Below are 16017 nucleotides of genomic sequence, written 5' to 3'. Positions count from 1 at the left end.
GGGACCTCACGACGCACATCCGTCGCCTACCCGCACGCGAACCTCGGAGCGCGTCGACTGTACGCCAGTGCGGACGGTGAGCGCCTGCGTCGCAGCATCATACTCATAGCCTGGCGCTGCGCCGCCCCGTGCCGCCTCGTTCTCGCCTACGCGGACGCGGGTGGGGTCGGCCACCCCCACCACGCGCACGGACCACGAGCGAGACGAGAGCGCGCCCGCGAAGGAGCGTCCCTCGGAGGGGCTGACCACCACCTCGCGGCAACCCGCACGGTCGACGAACCGCACCCGGGTGAACTGGAGCTGTCCGCGCTCATGGCCGAAGCCCTCTCCGGCGTCTTCGTAGAGGTCGAACTCTCCGTCGGCGCCCGCCCACACGTTCAGCGTGAGCTCGTCTTCCGGACCAGCGCTGCTGGTGGGCAAGTCCGGCTGCGTGGGGATGATGGTGCCCGCGCGCGCATACACCGGGTACTCCGCGAGCGTCACGTCTCGGACGATGGTGGCTCCCCCGGCGACCGCCTCGCCGCTGAAGAAGTCGTACCACTGCCCGGGGGGAAGCCAGAACTCCACCGACGTCTGCGCACCCGGTGCCGCCACCGTCGCGACGAAGAGGCCATCCCCCAGCGTGAAGCTGGAGGGTGCCAGGTACGCCTCTTCCAGCGCTGGCCATTGCAGGTACAGCGCTCGCACCAGCGGCAGCCCCGTGTCGTGCGCCTGGCGGCCGAGCGTGTAGAGGTACGGCACCAGGCGCTCACGGAGCCTCAGGAAGTCGGTGGCGATGACCGCGGCGTCGCCCGTGTACTCCCACGGCAGCCGCTGCCCGTGCTGCGAGTGCAGCCGCAAGATGGGCTGGAACGTGCCCAGCTGGATCCAGCGCACGTACATGTCGTCGGGCAGCACCGGCGTGAAGGGGGCGACGTTGCAGGCCTCGCCCGACTCCCGCGGACCGTGGAAGCTCCCGATGTCGTGGGAGACGTAGGGCATGCCGATGGCGGCTCCCTCGGCGGCGCTGAACTCGGCGGCGAACTGCAGCAGCTCCCAGGAGGAGCAGGTGTCTCCCGTGAAGTGCAGGGTGGCGCGATGCTCGGCGAACGCCCCCTGGCCCACCAGGCCCTCGCCCGCCGCCGGCCGCGCCCCCCACGCGCCGCGGGCGCTGCCGATGCGCGAGAACGCCGGCCAGCGCGAGCCCATGCGTCGATGCTCGGCCAGGTAGGCCTCGTTGATCCAGGTGTCCGCGGTCAGGCCCTCTGCCTCCACGCTCGTGCTCTCGCAGCACCAGTCGAACCACCAGAAGTCCACCCCTCCTGCGGCGATGGGGCGATGCAGCTCGAAGTACGCCTCGAGCTGCGCCGGGTCGCCGAGGTCGAGCACCATGCAGCGGCTCCCCGGGTCACCCTGCAGCACGGCGCAGCCGAAGTCGCTGCGCAACTGGTCTGCGGCGGCACCGAACGTGGCCAGCGCGGGGTCGTCCTGGTTGACGGAGGGGTGCACGTTGAGCCCCACCTCCACGCCCTGCTCGTGGGCCCACGCCAGAAACCCCTCGGGGTCGGGGAAGAGCGCGGTGTTCCAATCCCAGCCGTTCCACGAGCACGGCGAACCCTCGGGCGCCCCAGTGAACGAGTTGACGAGCGAGCAGTCGCTGCCCTCGGGCGTCTCCTTCCACTCGGTGTCGAGCGAGAGCGTGTCGAGCGGCACCTGGTGCTCCTGGAACTCGCTCACCACCCCCTGCCACTCCGCGCCGGAGTACGGCCAGTAGCGCGAGAACCACACGCCGAAGGCCTTGCGCGGCAGCAGCGGCGCGGCGCCCGTGAGCGCGCGCAGATCGGCGAGGGCCCCCCGATAGTCGAGGCCGTAGCCGAAGAAGTAGCCGTCTTGGTAGGCCCCGTCGCGCGCCGGGCGGGTGGCGTACCCCGGGCGCGCGCCGACCAGGAGCGCGGTCGCCGAGTCGTCCAACAAGAACCAGCCGCGGCGGCTCAGGACACCCGGGTTGAGGGGCGCCGAAGTGCCGAGCAGGTCGAGCCCGCGGAGCCACCCGCCGAGCTGGTCGTCGTTGGGCGTGGCTTCACCCCACTCCGGGCGCGCCACCACCTCGGTGGCCTGGCGGAGCGTGACCGTGAGGTTGTCGGCGCCGAAGGGGCCGGAGGCGACGCGGTAGCGCAGGGTCAACGCCTCGGTCTCGACCACGCGCTCACCCGCCTCCACGCGCGTGGTGTAGGGCGTGCGGCTCGCGGGGCGGGTGCCCACCGTCTGGGTGGGTCGGTCCTCGAACGCACCGTCCTCCGCGTACTCCATGCGGATGAGGGTGGGGGTGATGACCGTGAAGCGAGCGTTACCCTCCGTGACGGGTGGCTGCGCCCCATTGGGGCTCGCGCACGCGGCCATGACCGCGGTGGTCACGAGCACCGCAAGAGACGCACTCCGAGGGGCGCGGCGACGGCCGTACAGGGCTCGCGAGGAACTCATGCGATGCAACTATCACCGAGTTCCGGGCCGTGCAGGGGTCACTTGGCATCCGGGCATAGGTCATTTGAGGCGCTCCTCGGCAGCCCGGCGTGGACCGCTGGCCTCGAACCCTGGTAGCCTCCCCCGGTGATGGACGAGTCGCACCGGGCCAGCTCGGTCGCTTCCGGGGAAGCCCCCTTGAGCATGCGGCAGGTCGCCGGGATTCTGACGCGCGCCCTAGAGGACGAGGGCTACGCGCTGGGCGACCTCCTGGCCGAGACGACCATCTCGCCGGCCCGCATCGACACCATGGGCGAGCACTCCGACTGGGGCGACTTCCAGCAGCTGGTGCGAAACGCGCTGCGACTCACCGAGAACCCGGCGCTCGGGCTCTGGTTCGGCCGGCGCGTGCGGCTGGCGTCCCTGGGGCTACTGGGCTTCGCCGCGATCAGCAGTCCATCGCTCATGGACCTGGCGCGCTTGTTCACGCGCTACGGCTCGCTGCACGCCACGCACGTACGCGTTCAGATCGAGTTCATCGAGATCGACGCCGGGAGCCAGGGGAAGCGCAGCGTGCCGTCGGTTCGGCTCGACGAGGACAAGCCCCATGACGACATCGCGGTCTTCCTCATGGAGGCCACCATTCGCTTCGCCGCCGACGTGGCCCAGACGGTGTGGGGCAATCGCATGGACGGGCTGCGCTTCGAGCTGTCGTACGACGAGCCCGCTCACTGGAAGAGCGTCTCCTTCGAGTATCCCGTCCAGTTCTCGCGCCCGGCGCACCGCATGTTCGTGGTGGACCCCGAGGCGGCGTTCGCCCCGCTGTTGAACGGAGACAGTGTCTCGCTGCGAGGCATGGAGCCGTTGCTCGAGCGGGACCTCCAGCGGCAGGCCGAGGACCGCGGCGTGCTGGCGAGAGCGCGGGATGCGATCCAGGAGGCCTTCCGCACGGCGCGCGGCGACATTCCCGATGCCACCGAGATGGCGGCCCTCCTCGGCTGCTCGGGCCGCGACCTCCGGCGCGCGCTCACGGAAGCGGGCCTCGACTACCGCCAGTTGATGAACGAGGTGCGGCGCGAGCTGGCCGAAGAGTCCCTCACACGCACGCAGCAGAGGGTCCACGACATCGCCCTTCGGCTGGGCTACCGCGACGAGGCGAACTTCCGCCGGGCGTTTCGGCGCTGGACGGGGCTGAGCCCCGCGGCGTTTCGCGCGGAGCGACAGGGGTAGCGTCGCGCCACCGGGGCGTGCCCGCGGCACGGGCTCAGCGCGGGAGCAGCTCGTCCACCACTCGCCGCAAGCGTGGAGACTCGGCGAGGTCGCGCGGGGTGACCATCCGCGTGGCCTCGGTCAGGCGGCCTCCCGAGAGCGAGGCGACGCGCGCCCGCTGGTCACCGAGATCCACCGTGTGCGGCGTGACGAAGAGCTCGCCGCGCGCTCCGGCGAAGGCCTTGATGATGAGCTCGCTGCAATAGATGGCCTCGTCATCCCACTGGTAGTCGCCGTCATAGGGGCGGCCGCGCATGCGCTCGATGCCGCGGCGGGCGGCGGGCAGGTCGGCCAGCAGGGCGGCGTCTGGGCGGTAGACCGCGATGTGACCGTGGACTCCGCGCGCCACCCACTCGGCCAGGGGCGTTGGGCCCACCGGCTCGTACGCCTCGTACACCACGCGCTCGCCGCCTTCGACGAGGACGATGCCCACGTGCACGTAGCGGCTGTCGGTGGCCTGGCGAATGAGCGCACAGCGCACGCCGCAGGCCAGGTCCTGGAACACCACGTCGCCCTCGCGAATGCCGCCCCACGCGGACTCACGCTCGGCCAGGGCCCGCTCGGGAGCGCTGGCCAGAAAGTAGAGGAGCGCGGCCACGCCCAGGAACGAGAGCCCCAGCGAGTGAGCGAAGGTGAAGCGTGGCGCGCGCACATGGGGTTGGACACCGTGCGCGACGGGAGGTTCCGGTGAGGCTCAGGGACCCGCGATGGCGCCCGCGAACGAGGCCGCGGTGGCGAGGATCATGACGGAGATGGCCACGCGGGGGATGAGCATGCGGGGTGGCTCCGCTTGGCCCGCGGCGGCAGCGCGGACTCGGTGGATGAACGTCGACAGCGGGATGCCCGTAGTGCCCCAGGCCACGGCGCAGAGCACGAAGGCCACCGTCAGGCGGACGTTCGTTCGCCCGCTGCCCGAGTTGATGCTGAGCAGGACGATGGCGACGCTGATCAGGGGCACCAAGACGAACGAGACGATCAGCGCGGCGCGACTGTCGCTCGGGGTGCGTGGCCCGTCACCATAGTGGGCGCACGCCAAGAAGAGGGCCAGGGCGGGGAGGGCCGCGCCCAGGACAATGGGGAGAAGGTCCACGCGGTAGGCGACGAGGCAGGGAATGATGAGCAGGCCCGCGGCGATTCGGCCGAGGCCCAGCGAGGCGATCAGACCCCCGAGCGCGATGACCACCAAGAGGACGCCCACGGCCATACGGCCGTCGATCACCTGTCGGGTGAGATCGGAGAACGCGTAGGCTCGAGGCGCACTGTTGGTCTCTACCCGCTCGCGAGGAGTGCCCACCGAGGCGAGAAGCTGTGCGCAGGCGCTCTCGACGCGACCAAGAGGCTCGCTGGCTACGATGCGCACCAGGACGTGGGCGTTGTCCGCGCGGCCGCAGCGCTCCAGCTCACGCTCGAGCTCGCGTTCGTCCTCGTCCTCCGTGTCGCTCGAGAAGAAGTAGAACGAGTCCCCTGGGTCGCTGACCTCACCGAGCGGCACGATGCCGACGACCCCGAGAGGAATCAGGAGGAAGGCCATGATCCGGGCTGCGATTCGGAGGCGTGCACGCATGTGGCAGTGTAGGGCCGAATCTCGATCGTCGAGAAGGGACCCCCGCGGCCACCTCTCGGGTGGTCTCGGTCTTCTCGAGCTTCGGCTTCAGGGCGCGCGCCATCGCGCGAGTCTATCGCGTGTGCGGGCGCACCACGTGGAGCACGCGGCCAGCCTCGGCGCACACCTTGAACCCACCGAAGCGCGGTATGTACTGCGCGGGCGGCGGCGTGGTGCGCTGACCGCGGACCATGCGGAGCGTCACGAGGCGCTGCTCCACGTCCACCTCGCTCACGTACTCGGCATCGCCCACGCTCACTCGCGGCGGGAACTCTTGGGCCAGCAGCTGGCTCTCGTAGGCCGGCAATGCGTCGGGCAGCACGTCCTCGGCCGACAGCAGCGCGAGGTCGGCCACGCGCTCCACTCCCAGCTCGAGCAGGCGCTCCGCGAGGAACACGTCGAGCGGTGGCAGCGGCTTGGTGGGAGACAGACCGAGCGAGTCACCGAGGCGCGTGCCTGCGAGCCCCGCCGCGAGCGCGCGCTCGCTCACGCGGCGCTTGGCTTCGGCTAGTGAGCCCTTGAACAGGCGGCCTTCGAGGAACAGCTTGGCGATGGCCTCACGCGCCAGGGGGCCTTCGGGCTCGGCCTCGCGGCTCTGCAGCACCACGCCCGCGTACAAGCGCTCCAGGCTGGCCGTGATGTGGCCACGCTCGCGCGTCACGTTGCCCAGGCGCTCTTCGCCGAGCCCCGCCTCCACCAGCCACGCGACCGGCACGGGCATCACACACGTGGCGATGAGCCGCGTCTCGCGGGCCGAGGCGCCGATGGCGCACGTGTCCAGCACCAGCACGGCGTCCACCTTCGCGGCGTCGCGTCGCCCGGCGTCGCGCTCCTGCTTGAGGCGCAGCGCGCTCTCGCGGCCGAGGTCCAGCTCGGGGCCACCGTTGGCCCAGGCCGTCTCGTGCTTGCGGTGGCGCGCCACGTAGGCCGAGCGCGAGTCTGCCGCGAGGATCACCTGCGCCACGGCGTGCCGGTCGATGGCGTTGCCCGTGCGCTCGGCCTCACGCCCGGGCCAGCCCAGCGCTTGGCGCAGGCGCTCTTGGAGCTGACGTGCCTCGCGCAGGGCCATGTGGTGCAGGCCGTCGCGGCGCGCGTCCCCCTCGCGCATGGCGCGCACCAACGCCACCACGTCGCAGCCGCTGGCGCGCAGATCCGTGCCGTCCGCCACGTCCAGCTCGCGCGGTGGCCCATCGAAGAGCGGGCGCCCCACGGCCAGCGCCGCCACCAGCGCCACCACGTCGTCGGACAGCGCGTGCTCGCCCGCCTCGCGGCGCGCCTGCGCCTCCACCACCAGGCGGCCCAGGTGCGCGTCGAGAGGCAAGCTCGACAGCGCGCGCCCCTTGTCGGTCACGCCCGCGTCGTCGAGCGCACCGAGCGCCCGCAGCTCGGCCTCGGCCTGCAGCAGCGCGTGCTCTTTGGGCGGGTCCAGGAACGGCAGCGCGCGCACCGACACACCCGCACCCGCCGCGCCCAGCACCAGCGGCACGAGCGACTCGCGGTGCACCTCGGGCGGGGTGGCTGGCGCCAAGCGCGTGGCCTGGCTCCACAGGCGGTAGCAAACACCCGGCGCGGTGCGCCCGGCACGGCCGGCGCGCTGCTCCGCGCTGTCGTCGGCGATGGGCATCAGCGTGAGGAAGCCGCGCCCCTGGTGGTAGCGCGTGCGGCGCACCAGCCCCGAGTCGATGACCACGCCCACGCCCGGCACCGTGAGCGAGGTCTCGGCCACGTTGGTGCACAGGATGACCTTGCGCTTCTGGGCGGGCTCGAACACGCGCGCCTGCTCGTCCAGCGTGAGCCCGCCGTGCAGCGTGAGCGTGGTGATGTCGCGACGCGGCGCGAGGCGCTCGTACACCGCGTGGATCTCGCCCTTCCCGGGCAGGAACACTAGCACGTCGCCCGGGTCGTTCGCGGCGCGCGTGAGCGCCTGCTCCACGCGCTCCACCAGCTCTTGCCGGTCGGGCGGGCGGTCCCCCACGTGCGTGATGCGCACGGGAAACAAGCGGCCCTCTGCGTGCAGGTGCGTGCCGCCCAACCCGGCTGCGATCTCGTCGCCCGCGAAGGTGGCGGACATGACCACCAGCCCCGCCGCTCGCTCGTAGCGCAGCAGCGCCAGCAAGAGGTCCACGTCCAGGCGCCGCTCGTGCAGCTCGTCCACCACCACGGCGTGGCAGGCGCGCACGTCGGCCAGCTGCCGCAGCGCGATGCCGGGCGTGGCGAAGACCAGCTGCGTCTCCGCGCTGGTGCGGTCGTCGTCGCGCACGCGGTAGCCCACGCGCCCGCCGAGCCGCGTGCCCTCCATGGACGCCACGCGGCTGGCCAGCGCTCGGCAGGCCACGCGCCGCGGCTCGATGACCCACACCGGCCGGCTCGGGCTTGCGCCCGCCAGCAGCCACGCCGGCACACGCGTGGACTTGCCCGACCCGGTGGGCGCCGAGACCACCACGGGACCCGCGCGGAACGCGTCGTCGAACGCGGGCCGGAGAGACTCGATGGGCAGGCGCTCGGAGGACACGCGCTCGTATAGCACGCAGCCGCAGCGCTCGGGCCCGAGCGTCCTACCCCCGGAACGCAGTGTTGCCGAATGAGCGACAACGCGCTGGCCGAGTCGGCATAGGCTCTTTCCCTTCCAACCGAGGAGAACCGCCATGACCGAAGTCGTTCGAGGAAAACACGCGCTCATCCGCTTCGAAGCCAAGAAGTGCATCCACTCGCGGCAGTGCGTGCTGGGCCGCCCAGACGTGTTCGTGCCCAACGTGGAGGGCGAGTGGATTCACCCCGACGCAGCCACCCCCCGACGAGCTGCTGGCGCTGGCGATCAGCTGCCCCTCCGGGGCCATCGAGGTGGAGCGCCTGGACGGAAACCCCGGCGAGACGCCGCCCAAGGTCAACCTCGCGCGGGTGCGTGAGAACGGCCCGCTGGCGCTTCACGCCGAGATGACCATCGCGGGGCACGGTCCACAGCTGCGCGCCACGCTCTGCCGCTGCGGGGCGTCAGCCAACAAGCCCTTCTGCGACGGGAGCCACACCGCCGCGGGCTTCGTGGCCACCGGCGAGCCGGCCACCAAGCCCACCGAGCCGCTGGCCGTGCGCAACGGACCGGTGGACGTGAAGCCGCTGCCCAACGGACCGCTGCAGGTGAAGGGGCCTCTCGAGATCGTCTCCGGCACCGGGCGCACCACGGACCGCGCGGAGAGAGTGTTCTTCTGCCGCTGCGGGGCCTCGGCAAACAAGCCGTACTGCGACGGGACGCACAACAAGATCGGTTTCACGGCGGAGTGAAGGGGCTGGTGTAGAGTGCGCCCTTCATGCCGCACCGCTTCGACACCCGGCGCCGCCTCGCGCTGCACCGCTTTGCGGAGTTCTTCGCGGAGCTGAAGGGCGCCTTCCGCGAGCGTGACGAGGTCCTGGACCAAGTGGCGCTCGCCCTGCTGGCGCGAGAGCACGTGCTCATGACCGGCCCTCCTGGAACGGCCAAGAGCGCGCTCTCGAGCGCCGTGGTCGGTCGCATCCGCTGCGAGGAGAGCGGCGAGCCGAGCCTCTTCGCGCGGCAGTTCACCGAGAGCACGGTCCAGACCGACCTCATCGGACCCGTGAATTTCAAGACGCTCACCGAGACGGGGCGCACCGAGCACTTCACGGACGAGGGCATGCTGGGCGCCATCCACGCGTTCCTCGACGAAGTCTTCGACGGCCGCGACATGCTGCTGCGCAGCACGCTGAACGTGCTCGAGGAGCGCGAGCTGAAGCACGGCACGAAGGTCACGAAGGGCGCCATCGAGTGCGCCCTGATGACGACCAATCGCTACCTCGCCGAGGTCCTGGAAGACAGCCGCGAGACCCTGCTCGCGTTCGTCGATCGCGTCGCGTTCGTGAACTTCGTGCCGCGTGGGTTCGCGCGCTCCGAGAGCATGGACGCGGTCTTGGGTCAGTCGGTCGGGGCCCACGGCGCGCGAAACCTGCGGGCGGAGCTGAGCATCCAGGATCTCGACGTGTTGCAAGCCATGGTCGAGCAGGTGGAGGTCCCCACCCACGTGCTCGTTCAGCTGCGCCAGCTGGTCGAGGCGTTCGAGGGCGAGCAGCGCCTCGCCGCGCGCGCGGACCCCCAGTTCGTCCCCACACGCTACCTGTCGACGCGCACCGTGGTGCGGCTGGGGAAGCTGCTGCGGGCCGTCTGTGTGTTCGACAAAGCGACCCATCGACCGGAGCGCCCGCTGCGTGTGGACACAGACGACCTCGGCGCACTCCGGCTGAGCTTGCTGCTCACGGGCCCCAGGTACGCGGACATCGAAGGCCTCTTGGAGCGCGAGAGCGACGCGCGCGAGCGACGGCAGCTGAAGCTCATGCAGCGCGAGCACGAGCTGTTCACGGCCTGCATCGCGCGGCTGCCGCAGGTCCAGCCGGGTGCGGAGCCGACGGTCGCTGCGGAGCACACCGTCCCACCATCCGTAGCGACCAGCGCCCCGAGCGTGAGCGTGGCAGCCATGCGGGCCGTTCTCGCCGAGCCGGGGGCGGGTGACCCTCTGCGGGTCGCGCGGGATCTCGCCGCGCGAGCCGAGGCCCTGAGTGCCGACATGGGCGAGCAGGCCTCCTCCACCGAGTTGGCCAGCTGGCTGCGCGCCAGCGCCCTGCGTGAGCTGGCCATGGCGGCGCGTCTCGGTGGGCTCACCCCTGCGCTCGGAGCGGGGGCTGAGGTAGCCCAGACGATCACCCTCGACACGGCGCTCCGCGATACTCGGACGCACATCGAGACGACGGAGGTCGCTCTGACGCTTCGCAGCGAGCTGCTGGCCGCGAGTCCTCACGAGTCGCACCCGGACGACCGCGGCGACTGGCTGGAGGCGCTCGACGGTCTGCGCGGTCACCTGCGGAACGTCTGGGACGCAGCCTTCCGAGCGCAGCTGGAAGAGGCACAGCGCAGCGCCCCCGTCGACGACCTGAGCGCCATGCTGCGCGCCCTCGAGGGGCTCCGGAAGCACCTCGATGCGCTCGACGAGGATCTCGCGCGACTGGACGCGCACCTGGTGTTGGGCGCGGCAGCGGCGCCGCGCGACCCCTTCGCGGTCGAGTTGGCTGGCCCGCGGCTGCGTCCGATCGTGGCCAGCGCCTACGCGCGCCTTCAATTGGCCGACCGTCGCGAGCTGGCTGCTGCGGTGCGGGCGTTCGCCGAGCGCCTGGATGGGCTCTCGCTCGGGCACGCCGTGAACGCCGACGACCACATTCGCTGGGCAGCCGAGGCGCTGCTGCGCAGCGAGGTGCGGCACGCCGCCCCGAGTGAGCCCGTCACGGATCTCGCGAGCTACCGCCAGCTGCGCGCGGCCGAGGCCACGAGCTCGGCGGCCACCGTGCTGGCGGAGATCACCCTGACGCTCCTCGAGCTCGAGGGTCACCGTGCGAGCGTGAGTCCCAAGCCGACCGAGCTGGACGCGTACCTGAGCGGTCAGGACGCTGCCACGGCCAAGCCACTGGGCCTCGCAGACCTGGCACGCATCGAGCGCGCGGTTACCGGGCTCGAGTCCTGGTGGGCGTCGTCGCAGCAGCGTGGCGCTGCTTTCCCGGAGGCCCTCGCGGACGTCCTTTTCGAGGAGCGCGCGCTGCTCCGGTTCGCGCTCGAGTGCCGCCTGACGTCGTACGTGTTCGCCGCCGTGCGTCCCGAGGGAGCCGCGCTCGAGCGACGCATCGCCGCGCTCCATGACACGCTGACATCCGCGCTCGACAGAGAGGCACGCCGCGCCGCAGAGGCTGCGTGGGAGCGCTCGCTCGGCGCCGGCACGTGATGAAGCAGCGCCTCGCGGAGGTGCGCCAACGCCTAGAGCGGCTACACAGGGAGCCGCGCCGCGACCCAGCGGGCTTCGAGCACATCCTGGTGCCGGTGCTCAAGGTGTTGGGTTGGCGACCTGAGCTGGAAACGGAAGCGGCGCGCGCGCTGCTCGACGAAGCGCGTGAGCGGCTCTCGGCGCCCCTCGCGTCGGAGCCAGCGGCCCTCGATGCGCGCTTGGTGCAAGCCGCTCTCGAAGAGCTCGAGGCGAACGCAGCGGTCGTCGAGAGGGCAGCGCTCGTGCATCGGCTTCCGCCCAGCCACTACGTCGGCTGGCTGACGCGAGTGCACGCGTGGCTGGAGGGCATCCACCTGGCGGGCAGCACGTCGAACCATGACGTACTGAGGATGGCCGCTGGGCCCGCTCGCAGCAGCCTGCATCCGCCGCTCACGAGTGACACCGGGGACGTGGAGGATGCGGTACTCGGTATGGGCGCGGTCGATGCGTTGCTCGCGGCAGCCCGCGACGAAGTGGGCACGCTCGATCGGCGACGGCGGCTGCTCGAGGGGGCCCGCCGCGTGCTGCTGGAGCTCGGGGCCAGCGCGATGCTGTCGGAGGGCGCCATCGAAGCCCGCCGGGCGGACATCACCACGGGCATCACCGAGCTGAATCGGCTCCAGGCGGCCGGGGTCGACCCCACGGTGCGCGTGGACTACCAACTGCGGCGCGCTCGAACACGCCGCGACGCCCGAGGCGCCTACCTCGCCCTCAAGACGCTGGACGTCTTCGCACGCCAGCGCGGCGACGTGGCGCTGGCGCAGCGCACCGCGCGGTGCATCGAGCACCTGGAGCGCGGTGCCCCCTCCTATGAGCGCGGCGCGGTGACCGGCGACCCCGGTCTGCACTCCGCGCTGCCCGAGTCCGTGCGCGAGGCCCTGCATGCGAGCTACCGCGACGGGCGCGATGAGGCCATCCGTGCGCTGGCCACTGCCACCATGAGCGACACCTCGGAGCTCCGGCGGCGCGCCGCGCATCTCTCGGAGCAGGGCGCGCTGGCGACGGCGCTGATGGGGCTCGTGGCGGACGGCTGCTTCGACATCGGCGGATCGGTGTCGCCCGTGCGTGTCAGCGAAGACCTGCGCACACGTCTCGAGGTGCGGCACCCCACGGCCACCCTCACGCTGGCTCGCGCCACCGGGCCCAGCGACCTCGGCAGCGCGGTCATTGACGACCCGCGCCTGCTGCTCTACGAGCTCGCAACGGGACGTCTGCTGTGCCGGCGCTACCTCGACGAGCGCGTGGAGCGTCGCTCCCGCACGGGTCTCCTCGCTCAAGTGCGCATCTACGTGCTGGACGGCTCGAGCTCGATGGTGGGTGCCCGGGCGAGGATGCGTGACGCGCTGCTGGTCAGCGAGCTCGGAGCGCTGGTGGGTCGTCTCACGGCGCGCGAGGCCTACGTGCACTCGGTGCTGTACTTTCGGTACTTCGACCATGAAGCGCGCCCCACCCGGCGAGTCGCCACGGTGGACGACGCGCTCGCCGCCGTGCGGGAGGCCGTGTCGTCACGCCGCGGGGGACGCACCAACATCGAAGGCGCGCTGATCGACTCCTTCGCGCAAGTGGAGGCGGCGCGAGAGCGGGACCCCGCCCTGACCCACGCGCAGATCGTGCTGGTGACCGACGGCGAGGCCGACGTGAGTGCTGAGAGCGTGTTGCGCGCGCGCGCCGCGATCACGGAAATCCCCGTCGGCGTGAGCGTCATCGCGCTGGGTGACGAGAACCGCGATCTGCGGGCCCTCGCGGACCAGCAGCGGCGCGCGGGTGAGGCCGTGTTCTATCACCACATCAGCGACGCCGAGCTGAGCCGCTGGGAATCCGGCGACGTGGATCTCGGCGTCCCGCTGCGCCTCGACGCCAGCGTGGCGGACCCAACGTGGCTCGACGCCCTGCACGATGAGCTCGACGCGACGGAGGCGGCGGCGCGAGGCGAGGCATCGAGTACCGATCAGCTCGAGTCGGCGGGGGCCATGCTGAGCGCCCTCGATGAGGTGGGGTTGAGCGCCGAAGGTCACCTGGCCGACGGGGAGCGCGCCCGGTCCGAGGCTCTCCTGCGTGACAGGGCCGCGCTCGAGCGTCGCTTCGCACGCTGGTTCCCTGCGCTGGAGGAGCACGTGGTGAGCCTCTGGCCCACGGAGACGCACCCCGATCGCATCGCGCTCGTCTCGCTCGTGAACCTACTGTCCGTGGTGGTGGAGGTGATGGACCTGCTCGGCTCGCGGGGTCTCCCAGCCATGGTCGATGCCATCGAACTCACGGGCCGTCTGTTGTTGGACGGTGGCATCTCGCCTGCCCGCTACAAGGAGCTCCTCGCGGGGTACCCCGCGCTGCTCCGACCCGGCGTGAATGCCATTCGGGTACGCTCGGCCCCATGAGCCCGCGCAACCGTCTGCAGTTCGCCGTGACCCGCGAGGACCCGAACGTGGAGCTCGAGGTGCTGGCCCGCTTCCCGCGCTCGCGGCTGCTGCTCATCGCCTCGGGCGGGTGCACGGCGCTCACGCTGCGCGCGGTGATGCCGGACGCGCACATCACGCTGGTGGACGCCAACCCCGAGCAGCTTGCGCACGTGGACCGCAAGCTCGCCGCGCTGCGCGACCTGCGCGGGGCGGACAGGCTGCGTGCGTTCAACGTGGGGGCGCCCAGTGACCCTGCCGGGCTGTCGGAGTGCGGCAACTTCGAGTCCCTCTTCCGGGGGCTGCGCGGCTTCGTGCACGACTTCGTGCTGCCGGGCGAAGCGTGGCTGCGCTTCTTCGGGGAGGGCGCCTTCGACGTGGCGGAGTTGCACGCGGCGTTCGCGAGCGCGTACTGGCCCGTGGCGTTCCAGCTGTTCTTCTCCGACGCGCTGCTCAACACCATGTTCGGGCCCGACGCCACGCAGCACGCCGTGCCGGGCAGCTACCCGGGCTACTTCCAGGAGCTCTTGGAGCGCGGACTGCTGCGGGACGACGCGCGGAATAATCCCTTCCTCCAGCACATCTTCTTGGGTCACTACATGGACCGCGAGGCGTGCGTTCCGCCCTTCCTGCAGCGCCCTGTGGCGCCTTCCTTCGAGCGCTTCCATGGCTTCGTCGAGGACGTCCCGAACCTGCACGAGCACGACTTCGTGAACCTCTCCAACATCCTCGACTGGACCGCGCCCGCGGGTGTCACGCGGCTGTGCACGCTGCTGGCAGACCGGCTCGCGCCTGGCGCCGTGGTCTTGTGGCGGCAGCTCAACCACGCGCGCGACATCGAGGCCTGCTTCGGTGAGCGCTTCACGTTTCACCCCGAGCTCGGCGCGCAGCTCCAGCGGCGCGACCGGAGCCTCTTCTACTCGAGCATCCATGTGGGAGTCCGCACATGACCACCTCCACCCTCTCCGCGCTCGTGGAGCAAGTGCTGCGCGACACGCCCTACCACGACAACCCCTACTTCACGGCCCTGCGCAGCGGCGAGTTCACGCACGAGGACTTCATCGAGACGCAGATCCAGTTCTACTTCGCCGTGGTCTTCTTCGGCCGCCCGATGGCCGCCGTGGCCGCCAAGATCCCGAGCGCGAAGCTGCGTGTGGAGGTGCTGCGCAACGTGTGGGAAGAGCACGGCGAAGGAGAGGACGGCGAGACGCACGGCTCCACTTTCCTCACGCTGCTGCAGCGCCTGGGCGGCATCACCGAGGCCGAGGTCGATCGCCGCGCGCTGTGGCCCGAGGTGCGCCTCTTCAACACCATGCTCACCGGCGCGTGCGTGATGGACGAGTACCTGGTGGGCGTGGGCGTGATGGGCATGATCGAGCGCATGTTCTCCGAGATCTCGGGTTGGATCGGCGCGGGCATCGTGGAGCGCGGCTGGCTCACCGAGGAGCAGATGATCCACTACAGCCTCCACCAGAAGCTGGACGTGCGGCACTCCGAGGACTTCTTCGCGGTGCTGGCCGAGCCCTTCGAGCGCAGCGCGGAGAGCCGCTACTTCATCGAGCAGGGGCTGCGCCTGGGCGCCTTCGGCTTTCACCGCTTCTACGAGGACCTGTATCGGGCGCGCACACGGCGAGCGATGCGCGACGTCTTCACGCCTCACTTGCGCACGTGATGAGCCTGCACGTCCGCGAGCTTCACGTAGACGACTTCTCGGCGTACCAGGCGGCGGTCGGCGCGCTCGAGCACGGCGTCACGTATCCGCTCGGCAGCGACCGCTTCACCATCGACCACGGCGCCGACTACTTCGCGTTCTTTCGGCGTCTGGGGGAGCTCAGCTACTTCGTGGCGCTCGATGGCGCGCGCGTGGTGGCCGTGTGCGCCGCCGTGCTGCGCCACCTGCCGCGTGCGCCCGGGGCGGCCCCTGAAGCCACCTGGTACCTGGGCGACCTGAAGGTGCACCCGGACTACCGCACGCAGCGCATCCCCTGGCGCATGTTCCTGCACGGCTTCCCCGGCAAGTACGCGCGCTGCCAGCGCGGCTACGCCATCAGCATGAACCCGGGCGACGGCAGCCCCAACCCCGTGGTGCGGCTGGCCACGCACTTCCATCTGGCGCCGGCCTCCGTGGCCACCACGCTGGGGCTCTACTCGCTGTCCGCCGAGGCCATGCGCGAGGTCGCGCCGCTGCTCGAGCGCGAGCGCGGGCCGCTGGGCTACCTCTCGCTCGGGGGCGTGAAAGACATCGTGCTCGAGAGCACTCACGCGCCCATGCCTTTGTTGCACGTGCAGTTCGGCCCGGCGCGGCAGCAGCACGGCGCAGTGCACGGCGCGCCAGTGGCAGACCACGTGCACATGTTCTGCCTGCCCGCGGGCGACCCGCTCGAGGGCGCGTTGCGCACCCGTGGAATCACAGCGGGCGCGGCGGCCAGCGTCATCCATCACCGCATGGCCGGCTGGGACTGGCGCTTCGTGCTCACCAGCGACATCTGAGCCCGGCGCG

10 protein-coding genes and 1 pseudogene are annotated in these 16017 nt (G+C 71.2%); 7 read left to right on the top strand and 4 right to left on the bottom strand.

Annotated elements, in window-relative coordinates; translation table 11 throughout:
- Positions 1-6: 6 nt before the first annotated feature.
- Entirely contained in the window at positions 7-2394 is a 2388-nt protein-coding gene (locus IPI43_23505; protein MBK7777054.1) for a DUF5110 domain-containing protein, read from the bottom strand.
- A 192-nt stretch (positions 2395-2586) separates the two neighbouring features.
- On the opposite strand from IPI43_23505, the gene IPI43_23500 reads away from it, so the two are divergent.
- On the top strand, positions 2587-3669 hold the full coding sequence (locus IPI43_23500; protein ID MBK7777053.1) for an AraC family transcriptional regulator ligand-binding domain-containing protein: 1083 nt from the start codon (positions 2587-2589) through the stop codon (positions 3667-3669).
- Between the two features lie 34 nt (positions 3670-3703).
- Here IPI43_23500 and IPI43_23495 read toward each other — a convergent pair whose 3' ends face one another.
- From IPI43_23495 to IPI43_23485, 3 genes are all read right to left on the bottom strand, one after another.
- Positions 3704-4360, bottom strand: a complete 657-nt coding sequence (locus tag IPI43_23495) for a hypothetical protein (protein ID MBK7777052.1) — start codon at positions 4358-4360, stop codon at positions 3704-3706.
- Between the two features lie 42 nt (positions 4361-4402).
- A complete protein-coding gene (locus tag IPI43_23490; GenBank protein ID MBK7777051.1) occupies positions 4403-5272 on the bottom strand; it encodes a hypothetical protein in 870 nt (289 codons plus the stop codon).
- A gap of 112 nt (positions 5273-5384) precedes the next feature.
- Positions 5385-7823, bottom strand: a complete 2439-nt coding sequence (locus IPI43_23485) for an ATP-dependent RNA helicase (protein MBK7777050.1) — start codon at positions 7821-7823, stop codon at positions 5385-5387.
- Between the two features lie 133 nt (positions 7824-7956).
- Here IPI43_23485 and IPI43_23480 point away from each other — a divergent pair.
- From IPI43_23480 to IPI43_23455, 6 genes and pseudogenes are all read left to right on the top strand, one after another.
- A pseudogene (locus IPI43_23480) lies at positions 7957-8590 on the top strand (CDGSH iron-sulfur domain-containing protein).
- Positions 8591-8616: 26 nt separating this feature from the next.
- Complete coding sequence (locus IPI43_23475) at positions 8617-11085, top strand: AAA family ATPase (GenBank protein MBK7777049.1); 2469 nt, start codon at positions 8617-8619, stop codon at positions 11083-11085.
- Positions 11085-13499: a VWA domain-containing protein gene (locus IPI43_23470; protein ID MBK7777048.1), complete on the top strand. Its 2415-nt coding sequence runs from the start codon at positions 11085-11087 to the stop codon at positions 13497-13499. The genes IPI43_23475 and IPI43_23470 overlap by 1 nt, the downstream gene beginning before the upstream one ends.
- Complete coding sequence (locus tag IPI43_23465; protein MBK7777047.1) at positions 13496-14467, top strand: DUF3419 family protein; 972 nt, start codon at positions 13496-13498, stop codon at positions 14465-14467. Before IPI43_23470 ends, IPI43_23465 begins: the two co-directional genes overlap by 4 nt.
- Positions 14464-15189 (top strand): iron-containing redox enzyme family protein, encoded by a 726-nt coding sequence (locus tag IPI43_23460; GenBank protein ID MBK7777046.1) that lies wholly within the window; start codon positions 14464-14466, stop codon positions 15187-15189. The genes IPI43_23465 and IPI43_23460 overlap by 4 nt, the downstream gene beginning before the upstream one ends.
- Positions 15189-16007, top strand: a complete 819-nt coding sequence (locus IPI43_23455) for a hypothetical protein (GenBank protein MBK7777045.1) — start codon at positions 15189-15191, stop codon at positions 16005-16007. The genes IPI43_23460 and IPI43_23455 overlap by 1 nt, the downstream gene beginning before the upstream one ends.
- Positions 16008-16017: the final 10 nt, after the last annotated feature.

It is taken from the genome of Sandaracinaceae bacterium (genome assembly GCA_016706685.1).
Classification (GTDB): Bacteria; Myxococcota_A; Polyangia; order Polyangiales; family Houyiibacteriaceae; genus JADJJE01.
Note: the sequence above shows the minus strand (reverse complement) of the source record. Positions and strands in the feature narration are given on the sequence as shown.